The sequence below is a fragment of the Streptomyces sp. NPDC059900 genome (assembly GCF_050270335.1).
GTDB lineage: Bacteria > Actinomycetota > Actinomycetes > Streptomycetales > Streptomycetaceae > Streptomyces.
In genome coordinates, this window is record NZ_JBNNJZ010000124.1 from 1 (window position 1) to 18,736 (window position 18,736).

At 71.1% G+C, this 18,736-nt stretch carries 16 protein-coding genes; 11 read left to right on the forward strand and 5 right to left on the reverse strand.

What is annotated here, in order from left to right; translation table 11 throughout:
• Positions 1–169 precede the first annotated feature (169 nt).
• A complete protein-coding gene (locus ACQKIP_RS18735) occupies positions 170–1,273 on the forward strand; it encodes an NAD(P)H-dependent flavin oxidoreductase (RefSeq protein ID WP_365859627.1) in 1,104 nt (367 codons plus the stop codon).
• Positions 1,274–1,318: 45 nt separating this feature from the next.
• Positions 1,319–2,872, forward strand: a complete 1,554-nt coding sequence (locus ACQKIP_RS18740) for an acyl-CoA synthetase (RefSeq protein ID WP_365859625.1) — start codon at positions 1,319–1,321, stop codon at positions 2,870–2,872.
• A gap of 52 nt (positions 2,873–2,924) precedes the next feature.
• On the opposite strand, the gene ACQKIP_RS18745 is transcribed toward ACQKIP_RS18740, so the two are convergent.
• Positions 2,925–3,491 carry an EF-hand domain-containing protein gene (locus ACQKIP_RS18745; protein WP_365859623.1) on the reverse strand — a complete coding sequence of 189 codons (567 nt, stop codon included), beginning with the start codon at positions 3,489–3,491 and terminating at the stop codon, positions 2,925–2,927.
• 119 nt (positions 3,492–3,610) lie between these two features.
• On the reverse strand, positions 3,611–6,022 hold the full coding sequence (locus ACQKIP_RS18750) for a penicillin acylase family protein (RefSeq protein ID WP_365859621.1): 2,412 nt from the start codon (positions 6,020–6,022) through the stop codon (positions 3,611–3,613).
• A 140-nt stretch (positions 6,023–6,162) separates the two neighbouring features.
• On the opposite strand from ACQKIP_RS18750, the gene ACQKIP_RS18755 reads away from it, so the two are divergent.
• Positions 6,163–7,662: an acyl-CoA synthetase gene (locus tag ACQKIP_RS18755; RefSeq protein WP_365859619.1), complete on the forward strand. Its 1,500-nt coding sequence runs from the start codon at positions 6,163–6,165 to the stop codon at positions 7,660–7,662.
• Between the two features lie 16 nt (positions 7,663–7,678).
• On the opposite strand, the gene paaK is transcribed toward ACQKIP_RS18755, so the two are convergent.
• Positions 7,679–8,965 carry a phenylacetate--CoA ligase PaaK gene (paaK, locus tag ACQKIP_RS18760; RefSeq protein ID WP_365859617.1) on the reverse strand — a complete coding sequence of 429 codons (1,287 nt, stop codon included), beginning with the start codon at positions 8,963–8,965 and terminating at the stop codon, positions 7,679–7,681.
• Positions 8,966–9,143: 178 nt separating this feature from the next.
• Between paaK and ACQKIP_RS18765 the strand changes: the two genes are divergently transcribed.
• Positions 9,144–9,989 (forward strand): alpha/beta fold hydrolase, encoded by an 846-nt coding sequence (locus ACQKIP_RS18765; protein ID WP_365859615.1) that lies wholly within the window; start codon positions 9,144–9,146, stop codon positions 9,987–9,989.
• A 19-nt stretch (positions 9,990–10,008) separates the two neighbouring features.
• Positions 10,009–10,638 carry a gamma subclass chorismate mutase AroQ gene (aroQ, locus tag ACQKIP_RS18770; protein WP_365859613.1) on the forward strand — a complete coding sequence of 210 codons (630 nt, stop codon included), beginning with the start codon at positions 10,009–10,011 and terminating at the stop codon, positions 10,636–10,638.
• A 95-nt stretch (positions 10,639–10,733) separates the two neighbouring features.
• Here the strand turns inward: aroQ and ACQKIP_RS18775 are convergent, their stop codons facing one another.
• Positions 10,734–12,347, reverse strand: coding sequence for an acyl-CoA synthetase (locus ACQKIP_RS18775; RefSeq protein ID WP_365859611.1), 1,614 nt, complete (start codon positions 12,345–12,347; stop codon positions 10,734–10,736).
• A 177-nt stretch (positions 12,348–12,524) separates the two neighbouring features.
• On the opposite strand from ACQKIP_RS18775, the gene ACQKIP_RS18780 reads away from it, so the two are divergent.
• The 6 genes from ACQKIP_RS18780 (at position 12,525) to ACQKIP_RS18805 (ending at position 18,026) form a co-directional block, all read left to right on the forward strand.
• Entirely contained in the window at positions 12,525–13,325 is an 801-nt protein-coding gene (locus ACQKIP_RS18780; protein ID WP_365859609.1) for a crotonase/enoyl-CoA hydratase family protein, read from the forward strand.
• Between the two features lie 90 nt (positions 13,326–13,415).
• On the forward strand, positions 13,416–14,375 hold the full coding sequence (locus tag ACQKIP_RS18785) for a Zn-ribbon domain-containing OB-fold protein (protein WP_365859607.1): 960 nt from the start codon (positions 13,416–13,418) through the stop codon (positions 14,373–14,375).
• The gene (locus ACQKIP_RS18790; protein WP_365859604.1) at positions 14,376–15,452 is read left to right on the forward strand and encodes a thiolase domain-containing protein; all 1,077 of its coding nucleotides are present in this window, start codon (positions 14,376–14,378) and stop codon (positions 15,450–15,452) included.
• 8 nt (positions 15,453–15,460) lie between these two features.
• Positions 15,461–16,627: a thiolase domain-containing protein gene (locus ACQKIP_RS18795; protein WP_365859860.1), complete on the forward strand. Its 1,167-nt coding sequence runs from the start codon at positions 15,461–15,463 to the stop codon at positions 16,625–16,627.
• Positions 16,628–16,734: 107 nt separating this feature from the next.
• The gene (locus tag ACQKIP_RS18800; protein ID WP_365859602.1) at positions 16,735–16,998 is read left to right on the forward strand and encodes a DUF397 domain-containing protein; all 264 of its coding nucleotides are present in this window, start codon (positions 16,735–16,737) and stop codon (positions 16,996–16,998) included.
• A gap of 134 nt (positions 16,999–17,132) precedes the next feature.
• On the forward strand, positions 17,133–18,026 hold the full coding sequence (locus tag ACQKIP_RS18805; RefSeq protein WP_365859600.1) for a universal stress protein: 894 nt from the start codon (positions 17,133–17,135) through the stop codon (positions 18,024–18,026).
• A 230-nt stretch (positions 18,027–18,256) separates the two neighbouring features.
• On the opposite strand, the gene ACQKIP_RS18810 is transcribed toward ACQKIP_RS18805, so the two are convergent.
• The coding region (locus ACQKIP_RS18810; protein ID WP_427743497.1) for a beta-ketoacyl synthase N-terminal-like domain-containing protein at positions 18,257–18,736 on the reverse strand (480 nt) is incomplete at its 5' end.

Here is an 18,736-nt window from a genome sequence, read left to right on the forward strand (position 1 = left end):
GCCCCCTCCTGAAACTCTTCTGAGCTGAAATTATCTTTCGGGATCACAAGAGACTGCTGAAACTTTCATGTCAGGGCCCGGCCCTGTCAACCGAGCGCGCCCGGCAAAGATCTGACACTGCATCAGAAAATCTCTTCCGTCGTCCGGACGGCTGCGGCATCCTGCGCCCATGCAGACAGAGCTGAGCAGGAAACTGGGGATCGAGCACGCCATCTTCGGCTTCACGCCCTTCCCGGCGGTGGCGGCCGCCATCAGCAGGGCGGGCGGATTCGGTGTGCTCGGCGCGGTCCGCTACACGGCGCCCGACGAGCTGGCCCGGGACCTCGACTGGATGCAGGAGCACGTCGAGGACCGGCCCTACGGACTCGATGTCGTGATGCCCGCCAAGAAGGTCGAGGGGGTGAGCGAAGCCGACGTCGAGGCGATGATCCCCGAAGGACACCGCCGGTTCGTCGAGGACACCCTCGCCAAGCACGGCGTACCCGAACTCGCCGAGGGCGAAGCCTCCGGCTGGCGCATCACCGGGTGGATGGAGCAGGTCGCCCGCAACCAGCTCGACGTCGCCTTCGACTATCCGATCAAGCTGCTCGCCAACGCGCTCGGCTCACCGCCCGCCGACGTCATCGAGCGCGCCCACGACAACGACGTCCTGGTCGCCGCCCTCGCGGGCAGCGCCCGGCACGCCCAGAAGCACGCGGACGCGGGCATCGACGTCGTCGTCGCCCAGGGCTACGAGGCGGGCGGGCACACCGGCGAGATCGCCTCCATGGTCCTGACCCCGGAAGCCGTCGAGGCCGTCGCGCCGCTGCCGGTGCTCGCGGCGGGCGGCATCGGCAGCGGCGAGCAGATCGCGGCGGCGTTCGCGCTCGGCGCGCAGGGCGTGTGGCTCGGCTCCCTCTGGCTCACCACCACGGAGGCCGACATGCACTCGCGGGCCCTGACGGAGAAACTCCTGGCGGCCGGCTCGGGCGACACGGTCCGCTCACGCGCCCTGACGGGCAAGCCCGCACGCCAGCTGCGCACCGAGTGGACAGACGCCTGGGACGACCCCAGCGGTCCCGGCACGCTGCCCATGCCGCTCCAGGGCCTGCTGGTCGCCGAGGCGGTCTCGCGCATCCAGAAGTACGAGGTCCAGGCGCTGCTCGGCACGCCCGTCGGGCAGATCGTCGGCCGGATGAACAGCGAACGCAGCGTCCAGGCGGTCTTCGACGACCTGACCCGCGGTTTCGAGCGCGCCATCGACCGCGTGAACCGCATCGCCGGACGCGACTGACGCTCCGGACGCGACGGACGAGACGACGACGGAGGAGAGGCCCTTATGAGCAGCACGCCCCCCAACGGCTTCTGGGCGCAGGCCCAGGCCGACCCGGACCGTGCGGTACTGATCGCGCCCGACGGCGAGGAGTGGACCGCGCGGCGCCTGCACGCGGCGGTCAATCAGCTCGTCCACGGGCTGCGCGCCGCGGGCCTCGAACGCGGCGACGCCTTCGCCGTCGTGCTGCCCAACGGCGTCGAGTTCCTCACCGCGTATCTGGCCGCCTCGCAGGCCGGCTTCTATCTCGTACCGGTCAACCACCACCTGGTCGGCCCCGAGATCGCCTGGATCGTCGCCGACTCCGGCGCGAAGGTGCTCATCGCGCACGAGCGCTTCGGACCGGCGGCGACGGACGCCGCCGACGAGGCGAAGCTCCCGGCCACGCACCGCTACTCCGTGGGCGGGGTCCCCGGCTTTCGCGCGTACGCCGAACTCCTGGCCGGGCAGCCGGAGTCCGTGCCGGAGAGCCGGACGCTCGGCTGGGTCATGAACTACACCTCGGGCACCACGGGACGCCCGCGCGGCATCCGGCGGCCGCTGTCCGGCAAGCTCCCCGAGGAGTCCTACCTCGGCGGCTTCCTCGGCATCTTCGGCGTCAAGCCCTTCGACGGCAACGTGCACCTCGTCTGCTCGCCGCTCTACCACACCGCCGTCCTCCAGTTCGCGGGCGCGGCCCTGCACATCGGCCACCCCCTGGTCCTGATGGACAAGTGGACCCCGGAGGAGATGCTCCGCCTCATCGACACCCACAAGTGCACCCACACCCACATGGTGCCCACCCAGTTCCACCGCCTCCTCGCGCTGCCCGACGCGACGAAGCAGGCATACGACGTGACATCGATGCGGCACGCCATCCACGGCGCCGCACCCTGCCCCGACCACGTCAAACGGGCCATGATCGAGTGGTGGGGCGAGTGCGTCGAGGAGTACTACGCGGCCAGCGAGGGCGGCGGTGCCTTCGCCACCGCGCAGGACTGGCTGAAGCGGCCCGGCACCGTCGGCAAGGCCTGGCCCATCAGCGAACTGGCCGTCTTCGACGACGACGGCAACAAGCTCCCCGCCGGTGAACTCGGCACCGTCTACATGAAGATGAGCACCGGCGGATTCTCGTACCACAAGGACGAGTCCAAGACGAAGAAGAACCGCATCGGCGACTTCTTCACGGTCGGCGACCTCGGCTACCTCGACGAGGACGGCTATCTCTACCTCCGCGACCGCAAGATCGACATGATCATCTCGGGCGGCGTCAACATCTACCCCGCCGAGATCGAGTCCGCCCTGCTCACCCACCCCGCCGTGGCGGACGCCGCCGCGTTCGGCATCCCGCACGACGAGTGGGGCGAGCAGGTCAAGGCGGTCGTGGAGGTCGCGGAGGGCCACCCGGCGGGCGACGCGCTGGCCGCCGAGATCCTGGACCACTGCGAGCGCCGGCTCGCGGGCTACAAGCGCCCGAAGAGCGTCGACTTCATCGAGGTCATGCCCCGCGACCCGAACGGCAAGCTCTACAAGCGCCGGCTGCGCGAGCCGTACTGGGAGGGACGCGAGCGCGCGCTCTGACCGCCCGCCGCCCCGCCGGTACTGCCGCGCAGTGCCGGCGGGGGCGTCCGCGTCACAAGGCGTCGAGCGGGCCGAGCAGCCAGGACCCCGCCGAACGCGGGTCGTCGTCGAAGTAGAACTCCCGGATGGACCGAAGGATCTCTTCCCGCCCGACCGCGCCGTCAGCGTCCGTGTCCAGGCGTCCGAAGACCTCGCGGGCGTCCGCCTCCGGCAGGTTCATCAGGGCCCCGCTCCAGCGCACCTGCTCGTCGCGGGTGAGTTTGCCGTCGCCGTCCGCGTCGGCGATGTCCATGATCGCGTCGAGGAACGGCACGTACCCCTCGTCGAAGGACTCCGGTGTCTCCAGGAGCCCGGCCGCGAACGCCGACTTGTACTCCGCCTCGCTGATGCGGCTGTCCCTGTCCACGTCGGCGACCAGCGCGAGGTGTTCCCACAGCCCCAGGGAGAGCTCCAGGAGCCGCGCCACCGGCTTGGAGTCGGGGCCGTGGCCGAACTCCTCGCCGAGCCGGGCCACGGACCGCTCGAAGTCCGTGCGCTCGATGAACCCGTCGCCGTCGTCGTCGTACGTCGCGAACCTCCGGGACAGCTTGCGGTCCAGGAACGCGGATGCCTTCACCATGGATCCTCCCCTGAGAGACGTCCCCACCTTTCTAACGGAGCCGGCCGGGTCCGCCCAGGGAGCGCGAGGCTCCTTCCAGGACGTTCCCGGCCGGCTCCGGCGCGGTCAGGGTCGAGGTCTCAGCGGCGTTCGCGCACCTTGACCACCTTCAGCTTCGGATCGCGCATGATGTCCTTCTCGCAGAACCGCGACGTCACCCAGCGCTCGTCGGAGTACAGCCGCGTCTGGTCGCTGTAGTGCGGCGAGTTCGGGTTCGAGGACTGCGAGTAGGTGAGCAGCGTGCGCGCCTGCGGGCAGCTGCTCTTGTCCCAGCCGACTGCCTGGATGTGGCTCGAACCGTGCGCCACTTCGGTGTAGCCGCCGCCCTTCGCGTCCCAGACCGGCTCGACCTTGTTCCACACGCCGATGGACTCCGTGCCGCCATGGACCGGCAGCCGCTGTGAGCCGCGTACGACGAACTGGTTCTCGCCCAGCGGCGCATCCAGCGCGATGCCCGCCCCGCTCAGCTCGGTCACCGTGTCGGCGAGCGCCGTCGCGAAGCCCGGCGCGGTGGTGTTGAGGGTGTTCGGGGTGCGCACCGGGTCGGCGGCGGAGAACGGCACCTTCCACAGCTGCGCGTTCGGCACGGCGGCCACCAGCTTGCGCCAGAACCGGTCGAAGAGCAGCGCGCCCCTGCTGCCGGTGTTCATGCCGTGGTCCCAGGCCTTGAGGACGTCACAGGCCTTGCGCACGTCGACCGCCTTGCCGTCGCTGCCCGTCGCGCTGCCGCCCGGAAGCGCCGCACACGCCCGCGCCGCGTCGTCGGCGGCCAGATCGCCCGCCGGCGCCCGGTTAGCGAACTGCTGCTTCTGGAGGTCCCTGACCGTCAGACCGCCCTCCTTCGCCATCGCGGCGACATCCTCGATCGCACCCCGCGTCCGCATGGAGCGCTGCGTGCCGATCGTCCCGAAGACCCGCTCGTAGCCGGTGATCGGCTTGTCGGCGTTGGTGAGCCAGGCGCTGTCGTTGGAGTTCTCCGCGTACGGGGCGTTCTTGAGGGTGGGCATCTTCGACGGTCCGAAGACACCGGGCTGTACGGCGTCCTTGTCCGAGCCGATCGCGCAGTCACCGCGCGAACCGTCGAGCACGGCCACACCCGACGCCGGATACGTGACCTTGCCCAGGTCGGTGGAGCAGCGCTGCGCGAGGTCGTCGGTGATGCGGGGAAGGACCTGCGACTGGCTGAGCAGCGAGTGGCCCTTGCGGTCGGCGGCGATGGTGTTGACCCAGGGCAGGCCCTGGGTGTCGCGCAGCGCCTTCAGGATGCCGTCGGTGGAGCGCGCCTTGCCGAAACCGAGGTCGGTGTCGCTGCCGCGCATGTTCCGGGCGTTCGGGTCGTTCAGGGCGTACGCCGTTTTTGCCGACCAGGGCAGCGGGAGCTGCGCGCCGAGGCCGGTGGTGACCGGACCGTACCGGGTCCACCACTGCGTGCGGGTCACCGGAGCGCCGCCCTTGACCGGCACCTCGACCGTCCGCTTCGTCATCTTCTCCGGCTTGCCGTCCACCAGATAGGCGGTCGGGTCGGACGGATCCAGGGTGAGCTGGTGCAGATTGAGGGTCACTCCGGTGGCCACCGTATGGCTCCACGCCACATTGCCGTTGAAGCCGATGTTGACCACGCTCGTGCCGAGCAGCGATCCGCCCGAGACGTTCAGCTCGCCTGGGATGGTCTGCTGCGACTGCCAGAAGCGGCGGCCGCCCTGCCAGGGGTAGTGCGGATTGCCGAGCAGCAGGCCCTTGCCGTTCGCGGTGGTCTTCCCGCTGAACGCGACCGCGTTGGAGCCCATCACGGCCTCGTCGGCCGAGAAGAGCCTGCGTGCCTCCTCGGCGGTGCGCTCCGGGTCGGGCGCAGAGTCCGGTGCCGTCGCGGCCGGCGGCTGCGCGGCGGTGATGCCGTCGATGCCGCGCCCCTGACCGCCGAGGACCTGCACGGCGAAGCCCTGCCTGGCCACGTCCAGTGAGGAGATCGGACGCAGCCACTTGGCGCCCTTGCAGGCCGGGTCGGTGACGCGGTTCTGCTTCAGCCAGGCGTTGTAGCCCGCGGCGAAGCCGCGCATCAGCTTCTTCGACGTGGCGCTCGGCCCCGCGGGCGCGGGCTGCTTCAGGAGCTTCTCCACCGTGCGGGTGTCGCGGACACCGCCGAAGTAGAGGTCGCTGGAGAGGTTCGTGGTCGCCGAGGACAGCGAGCCGTCGGGCTTGCCGTCGGCGCCGAAGTAACGTGACCGCTCCCCGCGCACGGTCACATAACCCTCGGCGAGGGTGCACACCTGGTCGGCGGCCTGCGCCCAGCCGGTGCCGAAGCCGAGGTTCTCGTAGTCCCTGGCGAGAATGTGCGGAATGCCGTACTGGGTGTAGCGAACGGTCGCGGACAGGCCGCCGCCCGAGGGGCGGGCGTCTCGGTCCTCCGCCGCGCCGGCCGATGACGGCAACAGGGCTCCGGCGGTCAACAGGCTGATGCCCAGAGCCATGAGGCGTCTGGTACGGCTGCGCATAAAGCCTCCCAACGGGGTTGAGGGAAGGGGCGGTTGAGCGTACCAACCGGTATGTCAATTGATCGAGTACCGGAACCGGCCCGGTTCCTGCCCCGTCCGGAGCCTTGACCGCCGTGACGCGTGCGGAACAGGATCACGCCATGACGGGTGTACGCAGCAATACGGTCGACGATGTCCTCCACCGCAGTGCCCGGCGCGTTCCGGGGCGAGTGGCTCTGCGCTATGGCGAGCGGGTGTGGACGTACGCGGAGCTCGACGCGGCCGTCTCGCGCGCGGCCCGGGTGCTGCGCGACGCGGGCCTCGGCGCGGGCGACCGGGTCGGCGCCTACGCGCACAACTCCGACGCGTATCTGATCGGTTTCCTGGCCTGCTCGCGGGCGGGCCTCGTCCATGTGCCGGTCAACCAGAATCTCGTCGGCGACGATCTGGCGTACGTCGTGAGCCAGTCCGGCAGCTCCGTGGTCCTCGCCGACCCGGATCTCGCCGGGCGCCTTCCCGGTGACGTACGCGTGCTCACCCTGCGGGACACGGAGGACTCGCTGCTCGCGCGCCTCGCCGTCTCGCCGGCCTTCGACGGGGAGGAGCCCGCGGACGGTGACCTCGTCCAGCTGCTCTACACCTCCGGCACCACCGCCCTGCCCAAGGGCGCCATGATGACGCACCGCGCGCTCGTGCACGAGTACGTCAGTGCCATCACCGCCCTCGACCTCAAGGAGACGGACAAGCCCGTCCACTCGCTGCCGCTGTACCACTCGGCGCAGATGCACGTCTTCTTGCTGCCCTACCTCGCGGTGGGCGCCGAGAACACGATCATCGACGCGCCGGACGCCGAGCGGATCTTCGAGCTCGTGGAGGCGGGCCATGCCGACAGCCTCTTCGCACCGCCCACCGTGTGGATCGGCCTCTCCAACCACCCCGGCTTCGCCACCCGCGACCTCAGCGGGCTGCGCAAGGCCTACTACGGCGCGTCGATCATGCCCGTCCCGGTACTCGAGCGGCTGCGCGACCGGCTGCCGTCGCTCGGTTTCTACAACTGCTTCGGGCAGAGCGAGATCGGCCCCCTGGCCACGGTCCTCGGGCCCGACGAGCACGAGGGGCGGATGGACTCCTGCGGGCGGCCCGTCCTGTTCGTCGAGGCGCGGGTCGTCGACGAGCGCGGTCTTGAGGTGCCGGACGGCACGCCGGGGGAAGTCGTCTACCACTCACCGCAGTTGTGCGAGGGCTACTGGGACAAGCCCGAGGAGACCAAGGAGGCCTTCCGCGACGGATGGTTCCACTCCGGGGACCTCGCCGTGCGCGACGAGGACGGCTACTTCACGATCGTCGACCGGGTGAAGGACGTCATCAACTCCGGCGGCGTCCTGGTCGCCTCGCGCCAGGTCGAGGACGTGCTCTACACCCACGAGCGGGTCGCGGAGGCGGCCGTGATCGGGCTGCCGGACGAGCGCTGGATCGAGGCGGTCACCGCGGTCGTCGTACGCAACGGAGCCGTCACCGAAGCCGAACTCATCGACCACGCACGCGAGAAGCTCGCCCACTTCAAGGCGCCCAAACGGGTCCTGTTCGTGGACGAGCTGCCGCGCAACGCGAGCGGGAAGATCCTCAAGCGGGAGCTGCGGGACCGCTTCAGCGCGTCATAGGCGCCGCGCCGGCCGCCTACTTCTCGCGCAGGTCCACGATCCGTTTGAACTTGCCCACCGACCGCTCGATCGTCTCCGGATCGACGATCTCGACCGCCACCGAGACGCCGATCCCGTCCTTCACCGCCGTCGCGATCTCCCGGGCCGCCGCCTCGCGCCGCTCGGGAGTCGTGTCCGCGCGGGCCTCGGCCCGGACCGTGAGCGCGTCCATGCGGCCCTCACGGCTCAGGCGCAGCTGGAAGTACGGGGCGACGCCCGGCGTGCGCAGGACGATCTCCTCGACCTGGGTGGGGAAGAGGTTCACGCCGCGCAGGATCACCATGTCGTCCGAGCGGCCGGTGATCTTCTCCATCCGGCGGAAGTTCCGCGCGGTGCCGGGCAGGAGGCGGGTCAGGTCGCGGGTGCGGTAGCGGATGACGGGCATGGCCTCCTTGGTCAGGGAGGTGAAGACCAGCTCGCCGCGCTCGCCGTCGGGCAGCACCTCGCCGGTGACCGGATCGACCACCTCGGGATAGAAGTGGTCCTCCCAGATGTGCAGTCCGTCCTTGGTCTCCACGCACTCCTGGGCGACTCCGGGGCCGATGACCTCGGAGAGCCCGTATATGTCGACGGCGTCGATCGCGAACCGCTCCTCGATCTCGCGGCGCATCTCCTCCGTCCAGGGCTCGGCGCCGAAGATGCCGACCTTGAGGGACGTCGTGCGCGGGTCGACGCCCTGGCGCTCGAACTCCTCCAGGAGCGTCAGCATGTACGAGGGGGTCACCATGATGATCTCGGGGCGGAAGTCCTGGATCAGCTGGACCTGGCGCGCGGTCATGCCGCCGGACGCGGGAATCACCGTGCAGCCGAGCCGCTCGGCCCCGTAGTGCGCGCCGAGGCCCCCGGTGAACAGGCCGTACCCGTACGCCACATGCACCTTGTGTCCGGGGCGGCCGCCCGCCGCGCGGATCGAGCGGGCGACGACGTCGGCCCACATCGACAGGTCCTGCTCGGTGTAGCCGACGACCGTGGGGCGCCCCGTGGTGCCGCTGGACGCGTGCAGGCGCCGTACCTCGGACTGCTCGACCGCGAACATCCCGAAGGGGTAGTTGTCCCGCAGATCGGTCTTGGCCGTGAACGGGAAGCGGGCCAGATCGGACAGCGTGCGGCAGTCGTCGGGGCGCAGCCCCGCCTTGTCGAACGCCGCCCGGTAGAAGGGCACGTTCTCGTACGCGTGCAGCAAGGTGTCCTGGAGGCGTTCCAGCTGCAGTGCCTCGAGTTCCTCGCGCCCCAGGCGCTCCGCCGCGTCCAGCATCGCCGTCATATGCGGTTTCTCCCGTCCCAAACGGGCGACCGATCATTCGGTCGTCGATCTTCCGTCGAGCTCAGTAATCCAGCCCCCGGGGGCGGTCGTCAAGAGATCGCACAACGTGGCCTTGAGCTGGGACACCTTGGCCGAACAACGTTGTCCGGGTGTGGCGCGAGATGTGATGATCACCTTCATGCCGACATTCACCGCATACGACGGGACCGAGCTGGCCTACCACGAGAAGGGGCAGGGCGAGCCGCTGCTCTGCGTACCGGGCGGCCCCATGCGCGCCTCCGCCTATTTCGGAGATCTCGGCGGCCTGACGGCGCACCGCCGCCTGATCCTGCTCGACCTGCGCGGCACGGGTGACTCCGCGGCGCCGGCCGACCCGGAGACGTACCGCTGCGACCGGCTCGTGGACGACGTCGAGGCGCTGCGCGAGCACCTGGGGCTCGACGGGATCGACCTTCTTGGCCATTCGGCGGCGGGCAACATCGCCACGCTGTACGCGGCACGCCACCCCAAGCGCGTCCGCCGCCTCGTCCTGGTCACCCCGGCCACGCAGTCGCTCGGCCTCGTGCCGGGCGCCACGGACCACCGTGACGCCGCGGCGGCCCACCGGGGCGAGCCCTGGTACCCGGCCGCCGAGGCCGCGCTGGACGCGATCGAGGCCGGGCGCAGCCCCGCCGAGGTGTGGGATGCCCTCGTGCCCCTGGGCTACGGGCGCTGGGACGCCGCGGCGCAGGCGCACCAGGCGGCGAGCGCACGGGAGAAGAACGCCGGGGCGGCCGCCGTGTTCTACGGCGAGGGCGCCTTCGACCCGCCCGCCACGCGCGCCGCCCTCACCGGGCTCACGGCGCCGGTGCTTGTCCTGGCGGGGGAGCACGACGGTGTCCCGAACCCCGCGCACGCGCAGGAGTTCGCCGGGTTCTTCCCGGGCGGCGTACGGCAAGTGCAGCCGGGCGGCGGGCACTTCCCGTGGCTGGACGATCCGGAGTGGTTCGCGCGGCGGGTGGCAGGATTCCTCGCGCAGGATTAGGGCTACCAGAGGAGTCATCGTGCGTATCGGTTCGTCCGCGGGGCGTCTGTTCACTGCCGGGGCCGTGTGTGCGGCGCTGCTGGCCGGGAGCGGGGGCGCCGTTGCCGTCGCGGCCCCGGCGCAGCGGTCCGCTGCTGCTCCGGCCGCCCCTGCCGGGTCGTACGCCCGACTCCACACGCTTGCCGATCTCGCCGCCCGGCGCCTGGCCACCGCCGATCTCGTCGCCGCCGCGAAGTACGGCACGGACAGCCCCGTCGACGATCCCGCCCGTGAGCAGCAGGTCCTGGACGACGTGGCGCGGCAGGCGCGGGAGCTGGGCGCCGATCCCGGGGCGACCGTGCGGATCTTCCGGGACCAGATCGAGGCCAACAAGGTGGTGCAGCGCGCACTGCACCGGCGGTGGGACGCGGACCCCTCGCAGGCGCCGGGGCCGGGGGAGAGGCCCGACCTCGCGGAGGTCCGCAAGGAGATCAACCGGGTGAACGGCGAGCTGGTGCGGGGCATCGCCGACTCTCCCGCGGCTCGCGCGGCGGCGTCCTGCCGTGGGCTTGTGGGTGTGGGTGCCCTGCAGGTCCGACAGGATCGGAAGCTGGACCTGCTGCATACGGTTGCTCTGGAGCGGGCGCTCCGGTCTGTCTGTGCCGCCTGACGGCGATTCCGGGCCGCCGCTTCGCGGCGGAATTTTTCCCGCCCGCCCACCCGAAACTCCGCGGCTGCTCCGGTTGCCCCGGCGAGCGGGCTTGATCAGCCCCCCGCCGCCACCGCCTTCGCCCACCGGTAGTCCGCCTTGCCGCTCGGCGAGCGCTGGATCTGCGGGGTGAAGACCGCGGCGCGGGGGACTTTGTAGCCGGCCAGCCGGGTGCGGCAGTGGGTCTGGATGGCTTCGAGGTCCAAGGGGGCCGCGCCGTCGCGGAGTTGGACTACCGCGGCGACGCGGTTGCCCCAGCGTTCGTCGGGGACTCCGGTGACCAGCGCGTCGTACACGTCCGGATGGGATTTCAGCGCCTGCTCGACCTCCTCCGGATACACCTTCTCGCCACCGGTGTTGATGCATTGCGAACCCCGGCCGAGGACGGTGACGATGCCGTCCTCGTCGACGGTGGCCATGTCGCCGAGCAGCACCCACCGCTCGTCGCCCTTCTGGAAGAACGTCTCGGCGGTCTTCGCCGGGTCGTTGTAGTAGCCGAGCGGCACATGGCCGCGCTGGGCCAGGCGGCCGATCTCGCCCACCGCCACCGGCTCGTGCGTGACCAGGTCCACCACCTGCGTGCGTTCGTTGACCTCCAGGCGGAAGCCCTTCTCGGGGCCCGAGTCGTCCGTGGCCTTGCCGTTGGAGCCGGACTCCGAGGAGCCGAAGTTGTTCAGGAGCAGGACGTTCGGAGCCAGCTCCTGGAACTGGTCGCGCACCGTCTCCGACATGATCGCCCCGGAGGACGAGACGCTGAAGAGCGAGGAGAGGTCGGTGCCCTTGAGCGGGCCGTGCAAGGCGTCGATGAGCGGCCTGAGCATCGCGTCGCCCACCAGGGACACGCTGGAGACCTTCTCCCGTTCGATGGTGCGCAGCACCTCTTCGGGGACGTACTTGCGGTGGATGGCCACCCGCTGGCCGTAGTTGAAGGCGATGAACGACGTCAGCGTCGACGTGCCGTGCATCAGCGGGGGAGTGGGGAAGAACGTGATGCCGGGTCCGCCCGCCGCGACGCGCTCCGCCAGTTCCCCGGGCCGCTTCACCGGCTCGCCCGCGGGCTCGCCGCCGAAGAGACCTGCGAAGAACAGGTCCTCCTGGCGCCACATCACACCCTTGGGCATGCCGGTGGTGCCGCCGGTGTAGATGATGAACAGGTCGTCGGCCGAGCGTGCGGCGAATCCGCGCTCCGGCGAACCCGCCGCCTCCGCGTCGGCGAAAGCGACCACATCGAGCGCGGGCGCGCCGGCCGGCGGGGTCCCCACCCGCACCAGATGCCGCAGCTTCTCCGTACGCGGCAGCGCCGCCGCGACCCGCTCGGTGAACTCCGCGTCGAAGACGAGCGCGGCGAGGTCCGCGTCGCGGTAGAGGTAGACCAACTCCTCTTCCACATAGCGGTAGTTGACGTTGACCGGTACGAGCCGGGCCTTGAGGCAGGCCAGCACGGTCTGGAGGTACTCGACGCCGTTGTACAGGTGGAGCCCCAGATGTTCGCCGGGCTTGAGGCCGGTGTCGATCAGGTGGTGCGCGATGCGGTTGGCGGCCCGGTCGAGCTCGGCGTACGTCAGCCTGCGTTCCGCCCCGGTACCGGGGTGATCGATGTACACGAGCGCCTCGCGGTCGGGGACCACGTCGACGACCGACTCGAACAGGTCGGCAAGGTTGTACTCCACCGCTCCTCCTGACCCCGGCGTCATCTCTTCCTGGCGGTCATCAGAGCAGAGGCACCCACAAGTGGGAAGGGCCCTCGTTGAAGAAATCTGACTGTCTGTCAGAAAACTCTTGAACTGGCTCCCCGCCTACTGCAACCTGTTCCAGGTCCGAAGCCGACAGCAAGAAGGAGCACGGCTATGGGTGGGACGGAACATCTCGCTGTGCAGCGCGAAGGCGCCACACTGATACTCACGCTCAACCGGCCGGAAGCGAAGAACGCGCTCTCGCTGCCGATGCTGGTGGGCCTCTACGACGGGTGGCTGGCCGCCGACGAGGACGACGCCATCCGCTCCGTCGTGCTCACCGGCGCGGGCGGCGCGTTCTGCGCCGGCATGGACCTCAAGGCCCTCGCGGGCAAGGGGATGGACGGGGAGCAGTACCGGGACCGGATGAAGGCCGACCCCGATCTGCACTGGAAGGCGATGCTGCGCCACCACCGCCCCCGCAAACCCGTCATCGCCGCGGTCGAGGGGTACTGCGTCGCCGGCGGCACCGAGATCCTCCAGGGCACGGACATCCGCGTCGCGGGCGAGTCCGCGACGTTCGGGCTCTTCGAGGTCAAGCGCGGCCTCTTCCCCATCGGCGGCTCGACCGTGCGCCTGCCCCGCCAGATTCCCCGTACGCACGCCCTGGAGATGCTGCTCACCGGGCGCCCCTACTCGGCGGCCGAGGCCGCTTCGATCGGCCTCGTCGGGCACGTCGTGCCGGACGGCACCGCCCTGGAGAAGGCCCTCGCCATCGCCGAACAGATCAACGCCTGCGGGCCGCTCGCCGTGGAGGCGGTCAAGGCGTCCGTCTACGAAGCCGCGGAGATGTCCGAGACGGACGGTCTCGCCGCGGAGCTGAAGCGGGGCTGGCCGGTCTTCGACACCGCCGATGCGAAGGAGGGCTCCAGAGCCTTTGCGGAGAAACGAGACCCCGAGTTTCGGCGGGCCTAGGTCCCCTTTCGGCTGCGGGGCCGTTGTGGCCGGCCGCGCAGTTCCCCGCGCCCCTGCGGGGCGCCCCTCGCCCAGAACGGAGTTCTGCTCATGGCATCCGCTCCCTCACCCGAAGTGCTGCGTGCGCCGCTTGTCCTGGAGTTTCCCTTCACCCGGTCGCTCGGGCCCGTGCAGAGTGCGTTTCTGACCGGGCTGCGCGAGCGGACCGTGCTCGGTGTGAAGACCGAGGACGGCAGGACGCTCGTCCCGCCCGTCGAGTACGACCCCGTGACCGCCGAAGAGATACGTGACCTGGTCGAGGTCGGCGCCGCCGGTACCGTCACCACCTGGGCCTGGAACCACGAACCCCGCAGGGGACAGCCCCTGGACACCCCCTTCGCCTGGGTCATGGTGAAGCTCGACGGCGCCGACACCGCCCTGCTGCACGCCCTGGACGTACCGGGCCCCGACGCCGTCAGGACCGGCATGCGAGTGCGGATCCGCTGGGCCGCCGAACGCACCGGCGCCATCACCGACATCGCCTGCTTCGAGACCGACGACGGACCGGCTACGGACGAAGCCCGCCCGCACAGCGGCGAGTTCAGCGACCCGGTCACCGGCATCGTCGCCCTCGCGCGCCTCGACTACACCTACGCGCCCGGCCGCGCCCAGACCGCCTACATCAGGGCGCTCTCCGACCAGCGGACCGTCGGCGAGCGCTGCCCCTCCTGCCGCAAGGTCTACGTCCCGCCCCGCGGCGCCTGCCCCACCTGCGGCGTCGCCACCACCGAGCGCGTCGAGGTCGGGCCGCGCGGCACCGTCACCACCTACTGCATCGTCAACATCAAGGCGAAGAACCTCGACATCGAAGTGCCCTACGTCTACGCGCACATCGCTCTGGACGGCGCCGACCTCGCCCTGCACGCCCGGATCGCGGGCATCCCCTACGACCAGGTGCGGATGGGCCTGCGCGTCGAGCCCGTGTGGACCGAGGGCGCCCGCTTCCCCGATCACTACCGGCCCACGGGCGAGCCGGACGCCGACTACGACACGTACAAGGAGCTGGTGTAGATGCCGTCCGCGAAGCCGTCCGTGATGCGGCCCGTCCGGGACATCGCGATCGTCGCCTTCGGGCAGACCGACCATCTGCGCTCCACCGACGAGCTCTCCGAGGTGGAGATGCTCATGCCCGTCCTGCACCAGGTCCTCGAAGCCACCGGCCTGAAGACCAGCGACATCGGCTTCACCTGCTCCGGCTCGTCGGACTACCTCGCGGGCCGCGCCTTCTCGTTCACGATGGCGCTCGACGGGGTGGGCGCCTGGCCGCCGATCTCCGAGTCGCACGTCGAGATGGACGGGGCGTGGGCGCTGTACGAGGCGTGGACCAAGCTGCTCACCGGCGATGCCGACACCGCGCTCGTGTACTCCTACGGCAAGTCGTCCCCCGGCTCGGTGCGCGACGTGCTGACCCGGCAGCTCGACCCGTACTACGTGGCGCCCCTGTGGCCGGACTCGGTGGCCCTGGCGGCCCTCCAGGCGCAGGCCCTGATCGACGCGGGGGACGCCGACGAGCCCGCGCTCGCCGGGGTGGCCGCGCGCAGCCGCCGGGACGCCTCCGCCAACTCCCATGCGCAGCTGAGCGGTTCCGTGCCGCAGGGCGACTACGTCGTACGGCCGCTGCGGACCGGCGACTGCCCGCCCGTCGGCGACGGGGCCGCCGCCGTGATCCTCGCCGCGGGGGAGCGGGCCCGCGAACTGTGCGAGCGGCCCGCCTGGATCCGCGGGATCGACCACCGCATCGAGGCGCACGCCCTGGGCGTGCGCGACCTCACCGACTCGCCGTCCAGCCGCCTGGCCGCCGAGCGGGCCGGAGCCTTCGAACGACCCGTGGACACGGCCGAGTTGCACGCGCCGTTCACCTCCCAGGAAGTCGTCCTGCGCAAGGCGCTGAAGCTGGGCGACGACGTCACGGTGAACCCCTCCGGAGGCGCCCTCGCCGCGAACCCCGTCATGGCCGCCGGCCTCATCCGGCTCGGTGAGGCCGCCGCGCGCATCCACCGGGGCGAGTCGCACCGTGCGATCGCGCACGCCACATCCGGCCCCTGCCTCCAGCAGAACCTGGTCGCCGTCCTGGAAGGAGATGCGTGATGAGTGAGGTGGGCAAGGAGCCCGTGGCCGTCGTCGGAATCGGCCAGACCAAGCACGTCGCCGCCCGGCGGGACGTCTCGATCGCCGGTCTCGTCCGCGAGGCCGCCCAAGCCGCCCTGTCCGACGCCGAATTGACGTGGGCCGACATCGACGCGGTCGTCATCGGCAAGGCGCCGGACTTCTTCGAGGGCGTCATGATGCCCGAGCTGTACCTCGCCGACGCGCTCGGCGCGGTGGGCAAACCCATGCTGCGCGTGCACACCGCGGGCTCCGTCGGCGGCTCCACCGCCCTGGTCGCCGCCAACCTGGTCGCGGGCCGCGTCCACGGCACCGTCCTGACCCTCGCCTTCGAAAAACAGTCGGAATCCAACGCGATGTGGGGGCTCTCCCTGCCCATCCCCTTCCAGCAGCCGCTGCTTGCGGGCGCGGGCGGTTTCTTCGCGCCGCACGTGCGTGCGTACATGCGGCGCACCGGCGCCCCCGACTCGGTGGGCTCGCTCGTCGCGTACAAGGACCGGCGCAACGCCCTGAAGAACCCCTACGCCCACCTGCACGAGCAGGACATCACCCTGGAGAAGGTCCAGGCGTCGCCCATGCTGTGGGACCCGATCCGCTACTCCGAGACCTGCCCCTCCTCCGACGGGGCCTGCGCGATGATCCTCACCGACCGCGCGGGCGCGAGCCGTTCGCCCCGGCCGCCGGCCTGGATGCACGGCGGCGCGATGCGCAGCGAACCCACCCTCTTCGCGGGCAAGGACTTCGTGTCGCCGCAGGCCGGCAAGGACTGCGCGGCCGACGTCTACCGGCAGGCGGGCGTGAGCGACCCGCGGCGCGACATCGACGCGGTCGAGATGTACGTGCCGTTCTCCTGGTACGAGCCGATGTGGCTGGAAAACCTTGGATTCGCCGCCGAGGGCGAGGGCTGGAAGCTGACCGAGTCGGGCGTCACCGAGCTGGACGGCGATCTGCCCGTCAACATGTCGGGCGGTGTCCTTTCCACCAATCCCATCGGCGCCTCGGGCATGATCCGCTTTGCCGAAGCGGCACTTCAGGTGCGTGGCCAGGCGGGCGAGCACCAGATCGACGGGGCCCGCAGGGCGCTCGGACATGCGTACGGAGGCGGCTCGCAGTTCTTCGCCATGTGGCTGGTCGGAGCCGAGCCGCCCAGCACGTGACGGGTGCGCCGGGCCGGACGGGCGGGCGTCCTCGTTCCGCGGCCTGTCCGGCACCGGAAGCGAAAGCTAGGCTGACGGGCGGACGACGCATCGGGAGGAGCACGGACGTGGCCGAAGGCACCATTCAGCAGCATCCGCTCGCAGGTCAGCAGAGCCCGCTCGCGGGCTGGGACAAGCCGGAGCTCGACCTCAGCACAGCGGACTGGCAATCGGGCAGCGAGGGGCGGGGTGACGTGGAGATCGCCTTTGTCGAAGGTTTCATCGCGATGCGCAACGCCGGCCGGCCCGAGAGCCCGTCCCTCATCTTCACTCCTGCGGAGTGGGGAGCGTTCGTGCACGGTGCGCGTTCGGGGGAATTCGATCTGACGTAGGCCGTGCGGGGCGTTGTGGACCCTCGTCTCCGGCTGTCGCGGCCGCTCGCGACGCCCGCCGTGCTGACCTGGTCGTCCCGGACTCCGCTAGCGGAGCCGGTCGACCTTGGCACTGCGCCGGAGACGAGGAAGCCATGAGTGACGATGCGCCCGCCGGACCCGTGGTGGTGGCCGTCGACGGTTCGTCGGGCGGCGACCACGCCCTGGAGTGGGCGCTGAGCGCGGCGCGGCTGCGGCAGGCGCCGCTGCGAATCGTGCATGTGCGGCAGTACGCGATGCCGCTGGCCGACGGCCCGTACATGCCGACCATCGACCACCGGCCCGACGCGGACCCGGTCGTCGACCGGGCACGCCGGAGCCTGGAGGGGCGGGCGGATCTGCCCGAGCTGACGCTCGAGGTGGTGGACGGGACGCCGGGGCACGACATTGCGCGGCTCGGCGACGCGGCGCAGTTGCTGGTCCTCGGATCGCGCGGCAGGGGCGGTTTCACCAGTCTGCTGCTCGGCTCGAACGGGCTCGCCAGCGCACGGGACGCGGCCTGTCCCGTGGTCGTGGTGCGGCCGGGCGAGGAGGTCACGGCGGGGGCGGGCCCCTGCGTGGTGCTCGGGCTCGACGCGCTCACCCCGCACGAGGAGACGATGGGCTTCGCCTTCGCGGAGGCGGCGCTGCGGGGCGCGGTGCTCCGGGTCGTCTGCGCCTACCCCGGACCCGTGCTCGTCTACACGGCCACCGGTGACTTCGTGACCTCGGCGGAGGCGGACGAGGCCAGCGCGCGGGAGCACACGCGGCTCGCGGCGCAGCAGCTCGCGCCTTTCCGGGAGCGGTATCCCGGGGTGCGTGTCGAGACGGAGGTCCTGCCGGGGGACGCGGCGGGCTTGCTGGTGGACGCGTCGCGGGAGGCCGGACTGGTGGTGGTGGGACGCCATCGGCGGGGGCGGTCACTGGGGCGCCTGATGGGATCGGTGACCAACGCGGTGCTGACGCATGCGCGGGGAGCGGTGGCGGTGGTCCCGCCGAAGCTCGGATAGCTGCGGCTTTTCTCCGTTCCGCAGGGGCGGGCTGCGTTCACCGGCCCGGTCCGCGGGCCGGTGGCACCGCGGGAGACACGGCAGTCGCGGCTTCTTCCGCGGCGGGTCGGAGCGCGGACCTCACGCACCGGCCGGTCGGGGCGCGTACCTCGCGCACCGGCCAGTCGGGGCGCGTACCTCACGCACCGGCCCGGTCCGGCCATCGCACCTGCCGCGCCGGGTGCAGTGCCTCACCGCAGCACCACACACCCCCGCGTCTCCAGCCGCCGCAGCAGTGGCTCCGGCACCGTGACCTCGTTCCAGCGCAGGTCCAGCTTCTCCAGCCGCGGCAGGTCGGCCATCCAGGGCGGGAGCCCCCGCAGCCGGTTCGACCGCAGGTCGAGTCTGCGCAGCCGGGGCAGTCCGCGCAGCGCTGCCGGGACCGCCGTGAACCGGTTCTCGCGCAGCTCCAGTTCGCGCAGCGCCCCCAGGCGGCCGAACGCGGCGGGCAGTGACGTGAGGCGGTTGCCGCGCAGCCACAGTTCGCGCAGGGCACTGAGGCCGCCGGCGAGGGCCGTGGTGCACTCCCCCGACCGCACCGAGCGCAGCGCGTAGTGGAGGGCCACCAGGGACGAGGAGGACGCCGTGTCGAGGGTGACGGCGGGTCCTTCGAGGCCGAGGAAGTAGGCGAGCCGCCCGGAGGCGATGCTCGGCGACAGGCCGGTGAGCTG

Bases quoted from the DNA above. Each gene is read 5' to 3' on its own strand.
- ACQKIP_RS18790 (WP_365859604.1), top strand. From the start codon at position 14,376: ATGCCGTCCGCGAAGCCGTCCGTGATGCGGCCCGTCCGGGACATCGCG.
- ACQKIP_RS18805 (WP_365859600.1), top strand. From the start codon at position 17,133: ATGAGTGACGATGCGCCCGCCGGACCCGTGGTGGTGGCCGTCGACGGT.
- ACQKIP_RS18765 (WP_365859615.1), top strand. From the start codon at position 9,144: ATGCCGACATTCACCGCATACGACGGGACCGAGCTGGCCTACCACGAG.
- ACQKIP_RS18780 (WP_365859609.1), top strand. From the start codon at position 12,525: ATGGGTGGGACGGAACATCTCGCTGTGCAGCGCGAAGGCGCCACACTG.
- ACQKIP_RS18755 (WP_365859619.1), top strand. From the start codon at position 6,163: ATGACGGGTGTACGCAGCAATACGGTCGACGATGTCCTCCACCGCAGT.
- ACQKIP_RS18785 (WP_365859607.1), top strand. From the start codon at position 13,416: ATGGCATCCGCTCCCTCACCCGAAGTGCTGCGTGCGCCGCTTGTCCTG.
- ACQKIP_RS18750 (WP_365859621.1), bottom strand. From the start codon at position 6,022: ATGCGCAGCCGTACCAGACGCCTCATGGCTCTGGGCATCAGCCTGTTG.
- ACQKIP_RS18740 (WP_365859625.1), top strand. From the start codon at position 1,319: ATGAGCAGCACGCCCCCCAACGGCTTCTGGGCGCAGGCCCAGGCCGAC.
- ACQKIP_RS18735 (WP_365859627.1), top strand. From the start codon at position 170: ATGCAGACAGAGCTGAGCAGGAAACTGGGGATCGAGCACGCCATCTTC.
- ACQKIP_RS18745 (WP_365859623.1), bottom strand. From the start codon at position 3,491: ATGGTGAAGGCATCCGCGTTCCTGGACCGCAAGCTGTCCCGGAGGTTC.
- paaK (WP_365859617.1), bottom strand. From the start codon at position 8,965: ATGACGGCGATGCTGGACGCGGCGGAGCGCCTGGGGCGCGAGGAACTC.